Raw genomic sequence first — 18,904 nt, 5'->3', positions numbered from 1 at the left:
AGGAAAGTTTCACAACCTATTTTTATGTAGAAGTAAAAAAGAGTGTGAAAATGATTTCATAGAACGATACAGAACCACTTCAAATCCCTAAATATCTTTCAAATGACACATAAAGAATATGTTTATTTACGCCGATGCTACAAAACTTAACGGCAGGTTTAATTTATTCTGTGAAATGAGGAAGTGAAAAAGCTAAAGCTATGGGGTGTTGGAAAGATAAAATTGGAATATAAGATAACACGCAAACTGAATCATTATGGACTAAAATTGCCATAGGTTCATTTGAGAATAAAATTATTGGGTTACCAAGCTAAGTCGTTATTATTTAAAAAGAGATTCCTCGTCGTTTCACTCCATCGGAATGACAGGTTTTCGTTGGCTTGGGTGGGGTAAAATTAATCAATGCGATTATCGGCTGTATTATTGAAAAAACACATCGTTAAAATTAGGGATTAACGACCTATATTGGTAGCCCAATAAAATTATATATCTAGGGAATATTTAGTTATTAGACTTTTTGTCTTTTTTCTAATATCAAAATCTAATGTTAGATATAAAGGTTTTTAGAAGCTAAAGCGAGATACACTAAGGTGCATATTTTCAACTATTTCTGAGAGCAAGAAAAGAGATCAAGTAAAAAGCGCCTCTCAATTGAGAAGCGCTTTAAACTATAAACCAATTGTTATTCTACTATCTTTTCACAATCTTGAAGATTCTCTGTGATTCGGAATTGTATACACGTAATGTATAAACTCCTGTTTCAAGACGATCAATTGCTAATGTAGCTTTAGTTGCATTATTCAACGCTTTGTCTTCAACTAACACTAATCGACCATTCATATCTAACATTTCCACTCTTAAAGATGAAACATTAGATGGATTAAGAATCGTCAAGACACTTGATGCAGGGTTTGGATATACTGATATATCCACCATTGCTTCTTTTATGATCGATAAATGGTCACATCCTGGGTCTACTGTTATTGAAATAGTCGCCACACTTGTTGGACAAGCCAACGAAGAAACTTCATAACTATAATCAAAAACATTAGCCACATTTGAAGTGATAACAGTACCTGAAATAGGAATTCCAGCAGGAGTTAACCAAGTACCTCCTAATTGAGCGTTTGAACTCAACAAAGTACCTAAATCAACTGATTGATTAATACAAATAACTATTGAAGTATCATTTCCAGCAAAATTCAGGTCATCAATTGTTAAATCTAAGGTCACAATTGAATCACATCCATTTGCTGCTCCACCAACTATTGTAAACATTGCTGCAGTGTTTGACGAAGTGTAAGTCATCCCATCAATCCATGTATAACTCTCACAAGCAGTTTGTGTATCTGTTCCAGTTGTTGAATTGTTGATTGTTAAATCTAAAGTCACAATTGAATCACAGTTCGCTACATTGGTTAAAGTAAACATTGCAGTATTGTTTGATGCAGTATAAGTGTTTCCGTCAATCCAAGTATAACTCTCACAAGCAATTTGTGTGTCTGTTCCAGTTGATGAATTGTTGATTGTTAAAGCTAACGTCACCACTGAATCACAATTCGCTGCATTGGTTAAAGTATGCGTTGCAGTGTTATTTGAAGATGTGTAAGTGTTTCCATCAATCCAAGTGTAACTCTCACAAGCAGTTTGTGTATCTGTTCCAGTTGTTGAATTGTTGATTGTTAAATCTAAAGTCACAATTGAATCACAGTTCGCTACATTGGTTAAAGTAAACATTGCAGTATTGTTTGATGCAGTATAAGTGTTTCCGTCAATCCAAGTATAACTCTCACAAGCAATTTGTGTGTCTGTTCCAGTTGTTGAATTGTTGATTGTTAAAGCTAAAGTCACAACTGAATCACAATTCGCTGCATTGGTTAAAGTATGCGTTGCAGTATTATTTGAAGATGTGTATGTGTTTCCATCAATCCAAGTGTAACTATCACATGCTACTTGTGTATCTGTTCCAGTCGTGGAATTGTTGATTGTTAAAGCTAAAGTCACCACTGAATCACAATTCGCTGCATTGGTTAAAGTATGCGTTGCAGTGTTATTTGAAGATGTGTAAGTGTTTCCATCAATCCAAGTGTAACTATCACAAGCAATTTGTGTGTCTGTTCCAGTTGATGAATTGTTGATTGTTAATGCTAAAGTGACAACACTATCACAATTTGCTGCATTGGTTAATGTATGCGTAGCAGTTGTGTTTGATGCAGTGTAAGTATTTCCATCAATCCAAGTGTAACTATCACAAGCAATTTGCGTATCTGTTCCAGTATTTGAGTTGTTGATTGTTAAAGCTAAAGTCACAACACTATCACAATTTGCGGCATTGGTTAATGTATGCGTTGCAGTTGTGTTTGATGCAGTATAGGTGTTTCCATCAATCCAAATATAACTATCACAAGCAACTTGCGTATCTGTTCCAGTATTTGAATTGTTGATTGTTAAATCTAACGTTACAATTGAATCACAACCTTGAGTTGATCCACCAACTATTGTATGAATCGCTGAATTATTCGATGAAGTATAAGTCATTCCATCAATCCATGTATAACTATCACATGACACTTGTGTATCTGTTCCTGTTACTATATTGTTCATCGTCAAATTTAAAGTAACAACACTATCACAACCATGCATTGAACCGCCAACTATTGTATGTGTTGCAGTATTATTATCTGCCGTATAAACCACTCCATCAATCCAAGTCAAACTTACACAAGCAACTTGAGTGTCTGTTCCAGTTGTGGAATTGTTGATTGTTAAAGCTAAGGTTACAACACTATCACAATTTGCTGCATTGGTTAATGTATGTGTTGCAGTATTGTTCGATGAATTGTAAGTCATCCCATCAATCCAAGTATAACTATCACATGCTACTTGCGTGTCTGTTCCAGAACTTGAGTTATTGATTGTTAAAGCTAAAGTTACAACACTATCACAATTTGCTGCATTGGTTAATGTATGCGTTGCAGTTGTGTTTGATGCTGTATATGTATTTCCATCAATCCATGTATAACTGTCACATGCAATTTGCGTGTCTGTTCCAGTTGATGAATTGTTGATTGTTAAAGCTAACGTTACAACTGAATCACAATTTGCTGCATTCGTTAAAGTATGTGTTGCAGTATTGTTTGATGCTGTATATGTATTTCCATCAATCCATGTATAACTGTCACATGCAATTTGGGTGTCTGTTCCAGTATTTGAATTGTTAATCGTTAAATCTAGTGTTACAATAGAATCACAACCTGCTGCATTTGTCAATGTATGCATTGCAATGTTGTTTGATGATGTGTATGTATTTCCATCAATCCAATCGAAAGTTTCACAAGCAGCTTGGGTGTCTGTTCCGGAAGTTGAAGCACAAAAACTAGTTACCAGAATATTATCTATAAAAATATCGTTATCTACAGATAGGTTTACTGTTGAAGTTGCATAAAATCCAAACTTAACAACACCTGAGTAAGCAGACAAATCAATAGTCGCATGTTCACCAGCATTTGAAGGCTCTGATCCTGAAGTATAAGTTTTAAGAATATTAGCATTTGACCAAGTTGCTCCATTATCAGTAGAGATAACTACAGCCAATGAATCATCCGCATCTAATGTTGTTGCTCCAGTTCCTGAATATACAGTCAATGCTACATCATACTCTAATTGGAATGGACCACCAGTTAAATCAATAGCAGGTGAAATCAACCATTCATTTTGATTTGTCGCATAAATGTTCATTCTAGCTGCACCAGATGAACCAGCGTTAGCGAAACCATCTGCTATCCATGAAGAAGAAGTTCCTGTAAGTATTGTAGAGGCAGTTAAAATTCCTTTAGCTTCTTCCCAGCAGTCTGGCAAGAATGATGCAAAATCTTGTGCGTAATCAGGAGTATATGTTCCGCATGGAGTAGTGACTGAAAACGGACCTGTCCAAGAACTTTGATTTCCACCGCAATCAGACTGTACATAAAAATCATAAGTAGTGGTTGCACTTAATCCAGTAACTGAATAAGGATTAGTTGATGTTCCCGTTACAGTTGGTGTTCCTGTTGCAATGAATCCAGAAGCACCATACTCAACATTCCATGTTGTTGCGGTTCCATTCTCTGTCCAACCTAAATCTGCTGATGATGAAGTGATATTTGTTGCTGTTAGCGTAGATGGAGCAGAACAAGACGGTACTAATTCCACAACAAAATTATCTATGTATACATTATTATCCACGCTAAGGTTTTGCGAAGAATAGGCATAGAAACCAATTTTAATAGTCCCAGTATATGCGGAAAGATTTAATATTTCCAAACTTCCAGTATTCGATGGTTCTGAGCCACTTGTGTATACTTTAAGAATGTTTGCATCAGACCAAGTTGCACCATTATCTGTAGAAATAACGACAACTAAAGAATCATCTAGATCCATTGTTGAAGCTGTATTCCCAGAAAATTTTGTTAATGCAACATCATACTTTAACTGAAATGGTCCACCTGTTAAATCCATAGAAGGAGAAATCAACCATTCATTTTGATTTGTCGCATAAATGTTCATTCTAGCTGCACCAGATGAACCAGCGTTAGCGAAACCATCAGCTATCCATGAAGAAGAAGTTCCTGTAAGTATTGTTGAGGCAGTTAAAATTCCTTTAGCTTCTTCCCAGCAGTCTGGCAAGAATGATGCAAAATCCTGAGTATAAGTTGGAGTGAGCACACCACAAGGTGTAGTAAAAGAAAAAGGTCCTGACCAAGTGCTTGTTCCTGAACCACAATCTGCTTGCACATAAAAGTCATAAGCAGTATTTGCTGATAAACCAGAAATTGAATGCGGATTTGTTGTAGTTCCTGTGATGCTTGGTGTTCCTGTTGCAATGAATCCAGAAGTTCCATATTCAATATTCCATGTAGTTGCTGTACCGCTTTCTGTCCAACCTAAGTCAGCAGATGTAGAAGTTATATTTATTGCTGTTAGAGTAGAAGGAGCTAAACAAGAAGGAGGTGTTCTAATCTCAAAGTTATTAATATATATATAATAGTCTTCCGTATCATTTACAGTACCTTCATAAGCCCAAATTCCAAACAAGGTATTAGCGCCAGTGTAAGCACTTAAATCAATGGAAACATCATTGGCTGCTAATTGTAAAGGATTTGTATTATCCCAGGTATAAATAGCAGTCCATGTCGTACCGCCGTCAGTTGAAACAACTATTTGTACCTCATCATCCGACCCCATATCACTAAATGAAGTAGTAGAACCATAATCCGTTGCATTTGTATTAATAACTAACTCATAGCCACCAACCGACAAGTCAAATGCTGGCGTTAATAACCAATCTTCCGTATTGTTAGAGTAAAGATTAATACGAGCTCTAGTAACGGATTGATGCCATGATCCAGTTCCAATTGAAGTAGGTCCTGTGGTAAGCGTACCTGAACTCGCTTCATCCCAACAGGATGGCAGAAACGAAGTGAAATCAGTTGAATAATCTGGAGTAATGCTACCACATGGTGTTGTAAAACTAAAAGGCCCTTCCCAAGTGCTCAAATCTCCACCACCACAATCTGTTTGCACATAATAGTCATAATCTGTACTAGCTGATAAGCCAGATAATGAATAAGGGTTAGTAGTCGTTCCAGTTATGGTTGTTCCACCAACTTGCGCAAATCCATCTGCACCATACTCAACATTCCATGTTGTTGCTGTACCGTTTTCTGTCCAACCTAGACTAGCTGACGTTGCTGTTAAGTTTGTTGCTGTTAAAGTTGAAGGAGCAGGACAAGAAGCAGGTGTTGTAAAACTAAAAGGACCAGACCAAGTACTTGTTCCAGCACCCCCGCAATCTGCTTGTACATAAAAGTCATAAGCAGTATTTGCCGACAAACCAGAAATTGAATGCGGTTTTGTTGTAGTTGCAGTAACCATTGTTCCTCCACCTTGGGTATAACCATCTGCACCATACTCAACATTCCATGCTGTTGCTGTTCCATTCTCTGTCCAACCTAAATCTGCTAATATAGCTGTTAAATTTGTTACTGTTAGTGCAGAAGGAGCATTACATGAAGGCGGTGTTCTCACTTTAAAGTTATCTATAAAGAACCTGTAATCACCACCTGAAGTATTTCCTTCTAAAGCGAAAATAGCAAACTGTGTTGTTGCACTTATTATAGCGCTAATATCTATAGTAATATTATCACCTATATTGGATGGCGAATTAGCCGCATCCCAAGTATATATCGTTGTCCATGTAGCACCACCATCAATTGATTGCATTACATAAACAGCGTCATCTGCTTCAATTATTGAGCTCGCGGTACCTGACCATGGAGTTAGTGCTGCATCAAGATTGATTTCAAAACCACCTCCTGTTAAATCAAACATTGGGGTAATCAACCACTCTTGACCTCCTGTATTATATAAATTAAATCTTGCGCTATTGTTTGAACCTGTATTCCCAAAGTTATCAGAAACCCACTGGGAAGAACCGAAAGAGGTAGGCCCAGAAATTGGTCCTTTTGCTTTACTCCAGCAAGGATTTAAAAAGGTTGTGAAATCTTCTGTATAATCAGGTACTTCAATTGCACAAGGCGTTGTAAAACTAAAAGGCCCTTCCCAAGTGCTCAAATCTCCACCACCACAATCTGTTTGCACATAATAGTCATAATCTGTACTAGCTGATAAGCCAGATAATGAATAAGGGTTAGTAGTCGTTCCAGTTATGGTTGTTCCACCAACTTGCGCAAATCCATCTGCACCATACTCAACATTCCATGTTGTTGCTGATGCATTATCTGTCCATCCTAATTCTGCTGATGAAGCGGTAATGTTGGCAGCTGTTAGTGTAGAAGGGGCTAAACAAGTTGGAACCACATCAACTAGTATATCATCTACATATAATTGATTTTGATTTTCAATTGAATAACAATTAAACCCAAAATAGTATACACCGTCTGTAGCCACCGTAAAAGTAATATTGGCATCGATAGGGGTACTAGTATTAATAGCTGGATAATCTGCTAAAGAATTTGTCATTGACAATTCAACTGGAGATGCACCAAAAGCAACCTTCAAACTTTCTGTCCAAGTTGTACTATTATTTCCGTATTTATAAGAAATTGAATAAGCTACTCCAGCATCAAGATCAATTCCTTGCGTATAAAACCAAGAATTAGCTGTACCGGCAGGAGATGAACCATGATAAGAATAGTTTAGTACTTGTCCCGTAAATCCTGTTGGATTACCTGTCCTCCAATCATTTCCAATTCCTGTATTTTCAAGTGAAGTACATGATGGCAAACCAGGAATAGTTACAGATTCAAAATCCTGAGTGTAAGGCACACTTGCCGCTGAACAACTTGTTGTAAAACTAAAAGGTCCTGACCATGCACTCTCATCTCCACCACCACAATCTGACTTAACATAAAAGTCATAAGCAGTGTTTCCAGATAAACCTGATAATGAATGAGGATTTGTTGTAGTTCCAGTTACCATTGTTCCTCCTCCTTGGCCAAATCCAGCTGCACCATATTCAACATTCCATGCTGTAGCAGAATTATTATCCGTCCAGCCTAAATCAGCAGATGTAGCTGTGATATTTGTTGTCGTCAGAGCAGTTGGTGCTATACAAGATGGAGCTTCTATAACAATTATATCATCTAATTCTAATCCTCTAGCATAATTTGAAGACCCTTCGAAAGCAATATAATATGTACTGCTAGGATTAGGCAATATAATTTCTACTTGTGTCCAGCTAGTATGGGCTGTTGTATAAGACAATCCAAATTGAGTCCAAGCACCTCCAGCAGTGTTTTTATAATACATTCTTAACTCAGTTATGTCGCTCCCCCAACTCACGTTAGCAAAGTAAAAGGACAACTCTGGAACTGTTAAAGATGTTAAGTCTAACTCTGGAGTGACGAGTTTTGTAACACTAGTGTAATTGTTAGTTTGAAAATGAGCCATACCCGTTCCTGTGCGTGGAGCAATAGTATTATTACTATTTTGAGCTGCTTGCACCCAATCTGCAGACCCTGATTCATATTCTTGAGACCAATTCACAGGAATACCGCTTTCAAATCCTTCTGTTAAAACTTGGGTGTTTCCTATTGTTAGAATTAAAATAGAAAAAATAGAGAGAATAAAACTTTTCATAAATTTAGATTTATAGGTTAGGGATGATGTAAAATTATTTTTTACCATACCACTCTCTTCTTGAGTAGTACGAATTTCTCTAGTTTTGTTAAACTTTCCTGTTAGAAATATTGGGGGAAAGAGATTAGAAAAAGTTTTCCATCGCTTCATATTATGAGCAGATTTATTTGAATTCAAATTTGGAAATACATTTTTCATAAGGTGTTGGTTTAGATTAAATGTGGTACAATGTAGAAATTAAAAATCTGTTAAACAAGTGTTAATTTAACTTTTATTAGTAATCACACTATTCAATTCCAACTCCTTGCACGATAAAAAAGGGTTATACCAAAGGACACAGAGTTATTAGGGAAGAATAATTATGTTAATTCTACGCTGAATATGATTTAGATTTTATATTAAAAAAAGCTACAAAACTGACCCACTACGGCCTGAAAGTACCATAGTTAAAATGAGAATAAAATTTTGTAGTTATCAAAATATTTAGATATTAGACTTTTTGTGTTTTATCTAACATTTATTGTTGATATAATATATTTCAGAAGCTAAAGCTAGATCCACTAAAGCACATACTTTAAACTATTTATGAGACCAATAAAAACGAACAAACCATATCGCAAGTATCTAAAACAAAAAATGAGCGTACCGAAGCACACTCATTTTCTTAAATATTAGTTTATTGTACTATAAAGACTTTGTTCTTCCTCCGTCGACTGGTACATTTATTCCGTTGATATAACTTGCTGCTGGACTTGCCAAAAACGCAACTGCATTAGCGATTTCTTCTGGTTGAGCTATTCTTTTCATAGGAGACTGTGCAGCCATATTTCCTAGAATCTCTTCGTAATTTAAACCTGATGATTGCGCTGCTTTATTTTCAGCAATAGATTGCAATCTTACAGTGTTTGTTGCTCCTGGAAGTACATTGTTTACTGTAATATTGTATTGACCTAATTCATTGGCCAAAGTTTTACTCCAGTTAGCAACTGCACCGCGTATTGTGTTAGAAACACCTAGTCCATCCAAAGGTTGTTTAACGCTTGTTGAAATAATGTTTATGATACGACCGTAGCCTTCTTCTTTCATCCCAGGATAAAGCGCTTGAACTAAAACATGATTACAAATAAGGTGATTTGTAAAAGCATCAGTAAATTCTTCAACTTTTGCTTTCCTAATCGGTCCTCCTTTTGGTCCACCAGTATTATTCAATAAAATGTGAGCTTTATTTTTAGAAGCCCAAGCTTTAATTTTTTTTTCTAAATCTTTTGGATTCGAGAAATCTGCAACGATATAATCGTTTTTAGCATTTGGCTCTAATTCAGCAAGAACAGTTTTTAGTTTGGCTTCATTTCTTGCTACCAAAGTAACTGATGCACCTTGCTTAGACAATGCCAAAGCTGATTCTTTTCCTATTCCTTGTGTACTTCCGCAAACAACTGCGTGTTTACCTGTTAAATCAATGTTCATATTCTATTATTCTACAGTTACAGACTTAGCTAAATTTCTTGGTTGATCAACGTTTGCACCTCTCATTACCGCAACATAGTACGAGATTAATTGGAAAGGAATAGTTGTTAATAACGGTGTCAAATTTTCATCTGTATCCGGTATTTCTATATAGTGATCAGCTATTGCTTTCACCTGCGTATCGCCCTCTGTAATTACAGCAATTATTTTTCCTTTACGTGCTTTAACTTCTTGGATATTACTTACTACTTTTTCGTAAGACGGCCCTTTTGTTGCAATAACAAATACTGGCATTTCCTCGTCAATTAAAGCAATTGGACCATGTTTCATTTCCGCAGCTGGATAACCTTCTGCATGGATATATGAAATTTCTTTCAACTTAAGCGCACCTTCCAAAGCAACTGGGAAAGAGTTTCCTCTTCCTAAATACAATGCGTTGGTTGCGTCTTTATATACTGCAGCAATTTCTTCAATTTTTGGAGCTTTCTCTAAAATCTTGGCTACTTTATTTGGAATAAGCTCCAATTCTGTAATAATTCTTCTAAAACGTGAATCATCCAATGTGCCTTTTTTACGTGCAATCGCTAAAGCCATTAAAGTAAGAACAGTAACTTGAGCCGTAAAAGCTTTTGTTGAAGCCACTCCAATTTCTGGTCCAGCATGAGTATATGATCCTGCGTCTGTAATTCTTGAGATAGAAGAACCTACAACATTACATATCCCTAAAATTGTTGCACCTTTTGATTTAGCTAAATTCAAAGCTGCCATTGTATCTGCTGTTTCTCCAGATTGAGAAATTGCAATTACAATATCGTCTTCGTTTATGATTGGATTTCTGTATCTAAATTCAGAAGCATATTCTACCTCTACCGGGATTCTTGTTAAATCCTCAAATAGATATTCACCAACTAAAGCAGCATGCCATGAAGTACCACATGCAATCATGATAATACGCTTAGCGTTCGCTAATTTAGTCTCATAATCTTTTATTCCTCCAAGTTTTACCCAACCTTCATCAACGTTAAGTCTACCTCTAAAGCAATCTTTAATAGAACGAGGTTGTTCATGGATTTCTTTAAGCATAAAATGCTCGTATCCCCCTTTCTCTATTGCTTCTAATTGAAGTTCTAAGTGCTGGATATATGGAACTTTTTCTTGATCTTGTATACTAAAAATTCTTAACCCTTCATTTCTATCAACTATTGCAATTTCCTCATCCTCCATATATACAACTTCATTTGTATACTCGATTATTGGTGTTGCATCAGATGCCAAATAGAAATCACCGTCTTTTCCAATTCCAACAACCAAAGGACTTGACTTACGGGCAGCTATTAATTGATCTGGATTATCTTTACTTAAAACAACAATTGCATAAGCGCCAACAACACTATTTAGTGCTATACGAACCGCTTCTGCTGTCTTTACTTTTTCTTTTTTCTTTATGTCATCTATTAAGTGAATTAGAACTTCCGTATCTGTTTCACTTTGAAAAACATATCCTCTTGACATCAATTCTTCTTTCAATGAATCGTAATTCTCAATGATACCATTGTGAATTAATGCCATTTCTCCATCAGTAGAAACATGAGGGTGAGCATTTGTATTGTTAGGCAAACCATGAGTTGCCCAACGTGTATGTCCTATTCCGATTGTACCAGAAGTATCTTTATCAGAAGCAAAATCCTCTAATTCAGAAACTTTACCAGAACGTTTATAATTATTAAGTGCTGGCTCATTATTTAGCACTGCAATTCCAGCACTATCATAACCTCTATATTCTAATCTTTTAAGACCTTTTAGGATGATTGGAAAAGCTTGTTCTTTTCCGATATAAGCGACGATTCCACACATAGTTAAATTTTATTAAGTTAATCAATACTAAAGCACCGTGTAAACAATACTTAATTTAGGTTTCTTTTTATTTTGGGTGTTAACACCATTAAATACAATACGTTCAACTGTTGAATTATAATTTTTAGGAGAAATAAATATACCTGAATTTGGAATTTTTCCCTGTATAATTCCTTGAATATGTTTCCTTAAATCTAAGACATAAGATTTCTTTGTTGAATTATAGAGCACACTAGTTTTACCCTCATAAATTGAATACTTTATACCATTACCAAAAGGCTCACTACTTGCAATTATTTCCGAACTAGGGTAAAAATTACTGCCTTTATAATAGTTTACTGGTAACTCTAAAGTTGCTTGATGAATAATAATATTTTTAGGAAGAGAATCTATTGAACTAAATTCAATTTTTGCTCTTGTAGAAAATGACTGTGCATAAAACTCAGTTTCACCCAATGTTGAATCATTGATCAATTGTTCAACTTTTGTTCCAGAATAATCGGTTTCAACATGATTGAAATCAATTGCTGATCCATTCACGATAAAATCATAACTCCCCTTTTCTCCGTTTTTGGTATAATAAACCGTCATTTTCGAAGCGGGCTTTGTTGTTGAAAGATAAAGAATTGTTCCTTCACCAGCGGACTGCATTCCATTATTCACCTTAAAATGAAGTCCTTTAAAGCTTTGTAAGAAATCTGCATCATTGGTTGAATTTTGTGCCAGTGACAAAAGGTTACGAGCAAAAACGGTATCCATTGGTATTCTTAATTGTGGATTAAGGGTATCTGAACCAACAACAGAAGCTTTCAATGGATTTGGTGTAATTAATCCTTCGTTATTCAACGTTGGCACTAATTGTTGTGGTATAACACCCGCAACTGAGGTTCTCAGATAACTGGAATCACGTGTCAACTCATCTGAAATTTCGTAAGCTTCAAATAATTGTTCCGTTAGATTACCGTAATATCCTCCGTATTCAAATGCCATCACTGCTGAATCAATTGCTACTTCACTTAAATTCCCGAAATCTGGTGAAAAACCAGAAAGTGTCAATTGCGTATAGAAATTAGCTTCTACTCTTCCATAGATCTCATCAACGTAACTACCGATAAGGTTGAAACTAGGATCCATTGAATAAATAGAATCTTCTTCAACGGTATATGTTTTCAACTGAAAAGTATCTACACTACTGGAATTCATTAGTGTCTCAGATGAAAGGGCACTAGAACCAACAGGGTTCCTTTTCTTCTTGCAAGAGGACATCACTATGCTTAAACAAAAAAAAGCAGCGAAAAGTACTGCTACTTTTCGCCACGTTTTAAGTTTATTAATCTTTGTATTCTTTATCATCATTGAATCAATGCTTCTTCGTCTATCACTTTATCGAAAAACTCACTCATCACCTTAGGTTGAATCTCTTCAGATTCAAATTCTAATTTAAAAGCTTCAGTTTCCTCAAAAGCTTTTTTCAACTCATCGTTAACAGACGCGCTCCCCATAACTACTCCATCAGAGTGGTTAATTGCAGCTTTGTTTAAACTGGTATAATCACCTGCTTTTATCGAATCGATAATCTCATCGCTAAAGCCTTCAAATTTAAGTTTTTCATCAAATCTTCCTTCCCAATTTTTGTTAAACTCATTATCGTATAATGAGTAAATAACCTTGGTATCTGAGAAATGCGGATCATTTTTGTAAATATCTTTAACGTACATAGGCATTAAAGAAGTCATCCAACCGTGACAGTGAATGATATCTGGTTTCCAGCCTAATTTCTTAACCGTCTCAAGAACTCCTCTACAGAAGAACATCGAACGTTCGTCATTATCTTCAAACTCTTCCCCCTTATCGTTAGAGAAAACACCCTTACGCTTAAAGTACTCCTCGTTATCTATAAAATAAACTTGCATACGAGCTGTTGGAATAGAAGCCACTTTGATAATTAGAGGATGATCCATATCATCCACAATAAGATTCATTCCAGACAATCTAATTACTTCATGCAATTGGTGACGTCTTTCATTAATCACTCCAAATCGAGGCATGAAAACTCTAATTTCTTTGCCACTCTCTTGAACTCCTTGTGGTAGTTTACGGGCTGCAGTAGATACTTCAGACTTTGGTAAAAATGGTTTAATCTCTTGCGAAACAAAAAGGATTTTCTTCTTCTCCATGAAATGTATTTTGGTAAAACGTTTACAAAAATATAAAAAAAAATTCGGAATTTCAGCATAAAAAGATAGTTTTGTTGATTTAGATTTAATCTAGTCAGAGAAATATTGGTAAAATTACACAGCATAAATGAACTTGACGGCCATCTTCAACCGTTAAGAGAAAAAAACCGTAAAATTGGCTTTGTGCCTACCATGGGCGCTTTGCACGAGGGACACATATCATTAATCAAGCAAGCAAAAGCAGAATGCGACTTTGTAATTGTGAGTATTTTTGTTAACCCTACACAGTTTAATAACCCTAAAGATTTAGAACAATACCCTAGGACTGAAAGTGAAGATATTGCACTTTTGGAGAAAAACGGCTGCGATTTTGTTTTTCTTCCTGCGGTATCAGAAATGTATCCTGATGATTATAAAGCTGAAAAAGTTGATCTTGATCACATCGAAAACACGATGGAGGGAAAACACCGACCTGGACATTTTGATGGAGTTGTAAATATTGTTTCTAGATTTTTTAGATTGGTTCAACCTTCAAGAGCATATTTTGGAAGAAAGGATTTTCAACAAGTTGCTGTTGTAATTGAAATGGTAAAACAATTGAAATTACCGGTAAAAATAGTGGTTGTAGATACCATGAGAAACCCAAGTGGTTTAGCAATGAGCAGTAGAAATTTAAGATTGAGTGAACAAGAACTTGAGCAAGCTGTTGTAATATCACAAGTACTGAATAAAGGTCAGTCTTGGGCAAAAACATATTCGCCAGCAGTTACATTGGAAAAAATGAAACGTTATTTCGAAGACAGCGCTTTGAAATTGGAATACTTACAAATTGTTCACCCTGAAACCCTAAATGATTTGAACCAATATTGGGTTCCTGGAGCAACAGCGTGTATTGCTGCATTTTGTGGAGAAGTGAGGCTTATTGACAATATGGAAATGGTTTCCACTGAAGAAAATTAAAATAAAAAACGCTTATGTTTACTGGAATAATCGAAGATCTTGGAGAAATAAAGAACATTGAAAGAGAAGGAACTAATATTCATTTCACCCTTACATGTTCGTTTGTTAGTGAATTAAAAATTGATCAAAGCTTGGCCCATAATGGTGTTTGTCTGACAGTAGTTAAAATCGACAACCAAGACTACACTGTTACTGCAATTGATGAAACTTTGAATAAAACGGATCTTTCAAGCTGGAAGATTGGCAACAAAGTTAATTTGGAGCGCTGCATGCCAGCAAGCGGTCGTTTTGACGGACATATCGTTCAAGGACATGTTGACACAACAGGCGAGTGCATTGCTGTCGAAGAAAAGGACGGCAGCTGGGTATTCACGTTTCAATATAAATCAGAAGATATGACAGTTGAAAAGGGATCGATTACAGTTAATGGAGCGAGTTTGACTGTCGTAGATTCAAAAGACAATCAGTTTTCTGTGCATATTATTCCTTACACGTATGAACATACTCAATTTCACGCATTGAGGGTTGGTGATACCGTGAATTTGGAATTTGACATTTTAGGGAAATACATTGCAAAGATGTTTAGAAGGAATGCCGAATAGTTCAATTACGAATGGTTAATTAGGAATTGAAAAATTCAATGGATTTAAAGATTAAAAAATCAAAGATAACAATCAATCAAATATACAATTTAGGGACGATTAGCAAACCGTCCATTTCCATTGTGAATGATGATTTTTATTCAAAGACTCAAATAATTTAAACAACATCCAATAAATAATTAAAAGATTTGTGAAGTGTCAATTCGCAAATCCCACATCCAATGAATTATTAGAGATTCAACAAATAAACTCTATTAAACTGAAGATAAGGTACATAGCCTAAGGCCAATTGCATACTACCTATTTTTACAACCACTCCTTCTCTAATCTCTTTTCAACCTTCTTAAGCAGTTTTTTCATCACGGCTTCTTTAGAACCAACTGTTCCAGTTTTAATTAATTCATAATGAACAGGCTTCATATCGCGATAAAAAGTGAATGAAAACGTTACTGTTGATGCACTCTCTCTGTACAATGGATACAAATGTCCAGCGTTTATTTCTTCTTCGATTGGATTTGCATTATCTGAAGGTTTGAAACGTTTATTATACCCTCTAATTGAAACCAATAAATAAGTATCAATTCCTTCAGATTTTAATTTTTGATGGATTGAATCATTCAATAAAAGTTCATCCGTTCCTCTTTGTTTCACAACATTCAAAGATGCTTTGGTCTTGATTTTATATTCACTAAACAATTGCAAAAGCCCTACTTCAAGAATATATCGGTCTGATAAATCATCTTGTTGTCCGACAACTAGTACATTCCTAAGATTTAGAGGCTCAGCTTCTTGCGCCCACATATTGAGGCTTAAAAACATAGCTGACAGTGTAATCAAAAATAAATTCTTCATGGTTTTCATAATTTTAAAATAATTCAGAAGCAATTTTTCTTACTTCAGTAGAATTGGTCATTGTATAATAATGGATACATGGTACACCAGCAGCTTTTAATTCTTTTGATTGCTGAATTCCCCATTCTATTCCTACTTGTTTTACGTCTTCATTGGTTTTACATTTCAACAATTCAGTCGAAAGCTCCAAAGGTAAATCTATATTAAAAAACTTTGGCAGAAATGAAATATGTCTCAAGTTAGAAATTGGTTTTAGTCCTGGAATAATTGGAACCGTAATTCCAATTTCTCGGCATTTCTTAACGAATTCAAAATACTTACTGTTATCATAAAACAATTGGGTCACAATATAATCTGCTCCCATATCCACTTTTTGTTTCAGGTATTGCAAATCTGTTGCCATATTCATCGCTTCGAAGTGCTTTTCAGGATATCCAGCAGCTCCAACACAAAAATCGGTGGGTTCTAATTGAATTTCATCCATGGTATATTGACCTCTGTTCATGCTTTGAATTTGTTCGATCAATTCTACGGCGTACTTATGTCCTTTATTGGCCGCTTTAAAAGTCACCTCTGTTTTTATGGGATCACCTCTTAATGCAAGAACATTATCGATACCTAAAAATTGCAAATCGATTAAAGCATTTTCAGTATCTTCTTTGCTAAATCCACCACAAATAAGATGAGGAACAGCATCAACATGATATTTATTCATGATTGCGGCACAGATCCCAACAGTTCCTGGTCTTTTACGAATGGAAACTTTTTCTAGTAAACCTTTGTCGCGTTCCTTATAAACGTATTCTTCACGGTGATAAGTTACATTGATAAACTTCGGCTTAAACTCCATTAACGGATCGATACCATTATAGATTGATTGAATACTCTTTCCTTTTAGTGGAGGAAGAATCTCAAACGAAAACAATGTATCCTTAGCTTCATTAATGTGATCTATTACCTTCATATTTAAATAATTTTAGCAAGGCAAAATTAAGAATAGCCTTGAGAATATAGGTGTTTTATTTAAAATCAATATACTTATTTTTCCAAAAGAAATTCCACCAACTTTAAATCGAATGGAGTTGTGATTTTAATATTTTCTTCGTTCCCTTCAGTTAGAAAAACTTGTTTCCCCATTGCCTCCACCAGACTAGCATCATCTGTAACAGCAGACGAATATGGAATTTGATAAGCTTCCTGAAGTAAATCTAACTTAAAGGCTTGTGGAGTCTGAACAATCCAAAACTCTGATCGGTCTTGGTGCTGACTATTTTCGCTATCGCCTTTTCTTAAAGTATCTTTTATTGGCAAAACAGGAATTGCAGCTCCTTTAGATTTTGCTTTTTCAGTTACATTTGAAATCGTTTGTATACTTACTAAAGGCCTAACTGCATCATGAACCATCACAATTTCGCCCTTCACTTTTTGCAATGCGTTTTTAATGGAATGATAGCGCTCTATTCCTCCTTCTGTAATTTCGTGCGGAATATTGAATTCATGCTTTTCACATAAGTCTTTCCACATTTGAATAAAATCCTTAGGCAGTGAAATAACAATTTGCATTTCCGCATCGTATGCATAAAACTTATTGATCGTATGCATTAGCACAGGAAGTCCTTGAACAGAAATGTATTGCTTTGGTAAATCGCTTTTCATGCGTTTCCCAATTCCTCCAGCAGTAATAATCACAGATTGCTTCATAAAACGAAGATAAAAGAAAAGTCCCGACAGTTACGTCGGGACTTAAATTATTTCTTAAATATGTTCTTTTACGATAGCGTTATATGATCAACATCACATCTCCGTAAGAGTAGAACCTATATTTTTCTTTAATTGCTTCTTGGTATGCTCTCAACATCAATTCATGACCTAAAAATGCAGACACCATCATCAATAAAGTTGAAGAAGGCATATGAAAGTTAGTAATCATTGAATCAGCAATACTGAAATCATAAGGAGGGAAAATAAATTTATTTGTCCATCCTTCGTAAGGTTTCAACATTCCATCTGTAGAAACAGAAGTTTCGATAGTACGCATTGAAGTTGTTCCAACAGCACACACACGTTTTTTCTTCTCTTTAGCTTTATTTACGATATCTGCATTTTCCTGCGTCACTTCAGCTTGTTCCGAATCCATCTTGTGCTTTGTAAGGTCTTCTACCTCTACAGCTCTAAATGTACCCAAACCAACATGTAAAGTGATTTCTGCAAACTCGATACCTTTAAGCTCAAGTCTTTTCAATAGTTGTTTAGAAAAGTGCATTCCAGCGGTTGGTGCTGCAACAGCTCCTTCTTCACTAGCATAAATCGTTTGGAAACGTTCAGCATCTTCTGGTTCAACTTCTCTATCGATATATTTAGGCAATGGTGTTTCACCTAATTCATCAATTTTATTTTTGAATTCTTCGTAAGATCCGTCATAAAGAAAACGCAAAGTACGTCCTCTAGAAGTCGTATTGTCGATAACTTCTGCTACAAGAGATTCATCATCTCCAAAGTACAACTTGTTACCAATACGGATTTTTCGAGCTGGATCAACTAAAACATCCCAAAGAAGTGATTCTCTGTTTAGTTCTCTCAATAAGAAAACTTCAATTTTAGCGCCAGTTTTTTCTTTGTTTCCATACAAACGAGCAGGAAAAACTTTGGTGTTGTTGCGCACCATAACGTCACCTTCACCAAAGTAATTGATGACGTCTTTAAATAATTTATGTTCAATTTCACCTGTTTCACGATGTATAACCATCATGCGAGACTCGTCTCTATTTTCAACAGGGTGTTTTGCGATGAGCTCTTCGGGCAATTCGAAGTCGAACTCAGAAAGTTTCATTTTATTCAAATCGTACTCTTTTT

General features: G+C 35.5%; 11 protein-coding genes. 2 read left to right on the top strand and 9 right to left on the bottom strand.

The features are described 5' to 3' along the window. Positions 1–690: 690 nt before the first annotated feature. The 5 genes from ERX46_RS01895 to ERX46_RS01875 form a co-directional block, all read right to left on the bottom strand. Entirely contained in the window at positions 691–8,139 is a 7,449-nt protein-coding gene (locus ERX46_RS01895) for a fibronectin type III domain-containing protein (RefSeq protein ID WP_165366119.1), read from the bottom strand. A gap of 684 nt (positions 8,140–8,823) precedes the next feature. Beyond that, positions 8,824–9,606 carry an SDR family oxidoreductase gene (locus tag ERX46_RS01890; protein ID WP_130092137.1) on the bottom strand — a complete coding sequence of 261 codons (783 nt, stop codon included), beginning with the start codon at positions 9,604–9,606 and terminating at the stop codon, positions 8,824–8,826. 6 nt (positions 9,607–9,612) lie between these two features. After that, positions 9,613–11,460, bottom strand: coding sequence for a glutamine--fructose-6-phosphate transaminase (isomerizing) (gene glmS, locus ERX46_RS01885; protein ID WP_130092136.1), 1,848 nt, complete (start codon positions 11,458–11,460; stop codon positions 9,613–9,615). 27 nt (positions 11,461–11,487) lie between these two features. After that, positions 11,488–12,726: a DUF4270 domain-containing protein gene (locus tag ERX46_RS01880; protein WP_262708074.1), complete on the bottom strand. Its 1,239-nt coding sequence runs from the start codon at positions 12,724–12,726 to the stop codon at positions 11,488–11,490. A gap of 86 nt (positions 12,727–12,812) precedes the next feature. After that, the gene (locus ERX46_RS01875) at positions 12,813–13,637 is read right to left on the bottom strand and encodes a glycogen/starch synthase (RefSeq protein WP_130092134.1); all 825 of its coding nucleotides are present in this window, start codon (positions 13,635–13,637) and stop codon (positions 12,813–12,815) included. A gap of 105 nt (positions 13,638–13,742) precedes the next feature. Here ERX46_RS01875 and panC point away from each other — a divergent pair, with 105 nt between their 5' ends. Continuing rightward, positions 13,743–14,597, top strand: coding sequence for a pantoate--beta-alanine ligase (panC, locus tag ERX46_RS01870; RefSeq protein ID WP_130092133.1), 855 nt, complete (start codon positions 13,743–13,745; stop codon positions 14,595–14,597). A gap of 14 nt (positions 14,598–14,611) precedes the next feature. Next, a complete protein-coding gene (locus ERX46_RS01865) occupies positions 14,612–15,199 on the top strand; it encodes a riboflavin synthase (protein WP_130092132.1) in 588 nt (195 codons plus the stop codon). Between the two features lie 306 nt (positions 15,200–15,505). Here ERX46_RS01865 and ERX46_RS01860 read toward each other — a convergent pair whose 3' ends face one another. From ERX46_RS01860 to queA, 4 genes are all read right to left on the bottom strand, one after another. Beyond that, positions 15,506–16,051 (bottom strand): hypothetical protein, encoded by a 546-nt coding sequence (locus ERX46_RS01860; RefSeq protein WP_130092131.1) that lies wholly within the window; start codon positions 16,049–16,051, stop codon positions 15,506–15,508. Positions 16,052–16,064: 13 nt separating this feature from the next. Next, positions 16,065–17,015 carry a methylenetetrahydrofolate reductase [NAD(P)H] gene (gene metF, locus ERX46_RS01855; protein ID WP_130092130.1) on the bottom strand — a complete coding sequence of 317 codons (951 nt, stop codon included), beginning with the start codon at positions 17,013–17,015 and terminating at the stop codon, positions 16,065–16,067. A gap of 74 nt (positions 17,016–17,089) precedes the next feature. Then, positions 17,090–17,752 (bottom strand): 2-C-methyl-D-erythritol 4-phosphate cytidylyltransferase, encoded by a 663-nt coding sequence (locus ERX46_RS01850; protein WP_130092129.1) that lies wholly within the window; start codon positions 17,750–17,752, stop codon positions 17,090–17,092. Positions 17,753–17,831: 79 nt separating this feature from the next. Continuing rightward, complete coding sequence (queA, locus tag ERX46_RS01845; RefSeq protein ID WP_130092494.1) at positions 17,832–18,881, bottom strand: tRNA preQ1(34) S-adenosylmethionine ribosyltransferase-isomerase QueA; 1,050 nt, start codon at positions 18,879–18,881, stop codon at positions 17,832–17,834. Positions 18,882–18,904: the final 23 nt, after the last annotated feature.

This window comes from Brumimicrobium glaciale, assembly GCF_004152935.1.
GTDB classification, from domain to species: Bacteria; Bacteroidota; Bacteroidia; order Flavobacteriales_D; family Crocinitomicaceae; genus Brumimicrobium; species Brumimicrobium glaciale.
This window is presented reverse-complemented; position numbering and strand designations above follow the sequence as displayed.

Coding starts and splice junctions, on each gene's coding strand:
- queA (WP_130092494.1), bottom strand. CDS start 18,881: ATGAAACTTTCTGAGTTCGACTTCGAATTGCCCGAAGAGCTCATCGCA.
- glmS (WP_130092136.1), bottom strand. CDS start 11,460: ATGTGTGGAATCGTCGCTTATATCGGAAAAGAACAAGCTTTTCCAATC.
- ERX46_RS01850 (WP_130092129.1), bottom strand. CDS start 17,752: ATGAAGCAATCTGTGATTATTACTGCTGGAGGAATTGGGAAACGCATG.
- ERX46_RS01895 (WP_165366119.1), bottom strand. CDS start 8,139: ATGAAAAGTTTTATTCTCTCTATTTTTTCTATTTTAATTCTAACAATA.
- ERX46_RS01880 (WP_262708074.1), bottom strand. CDS start 12,726: ATGTCCTCTTGCAAGAAGAAAAGGAACCCTGTTGGTTCTAGTGCCCTT.
- ERX46_RS01875 (WP_130092134.1), bottom strand. CDS start 13,637: ATGGAGAAGAAGAAAATCCTTTTTGTTTCGCAAGAGATTAAACCATTT.
- ERX46_RS01890 (WP_130092137.1), bottom strand. CDS start 9,606: ATGAACATTGATTTAACAGGTAAACACGCAGTTGTTTGCGGAAGTACA.
- ERX46_RS01860 (WP_130092131.1), bottom strand. CDS start 16,051: ATGAAGAATTTATTTTTGATTACACTGTCAGCTATGTTTTTAAGCCTC.
- metF (WP_130092130.1), bottom strand. CDS start 17,015: ATGAAGGTAATAGATCACATTAATGAAGCTAAGGATACATTGTTTTCG.
- ERX46_RS01865 (WP_130092132.1), top strand. CDS start 14,612: ATGTTTACTGGAATAATCGAAGATCTTGGAGAAATAAAGAACATTGAA.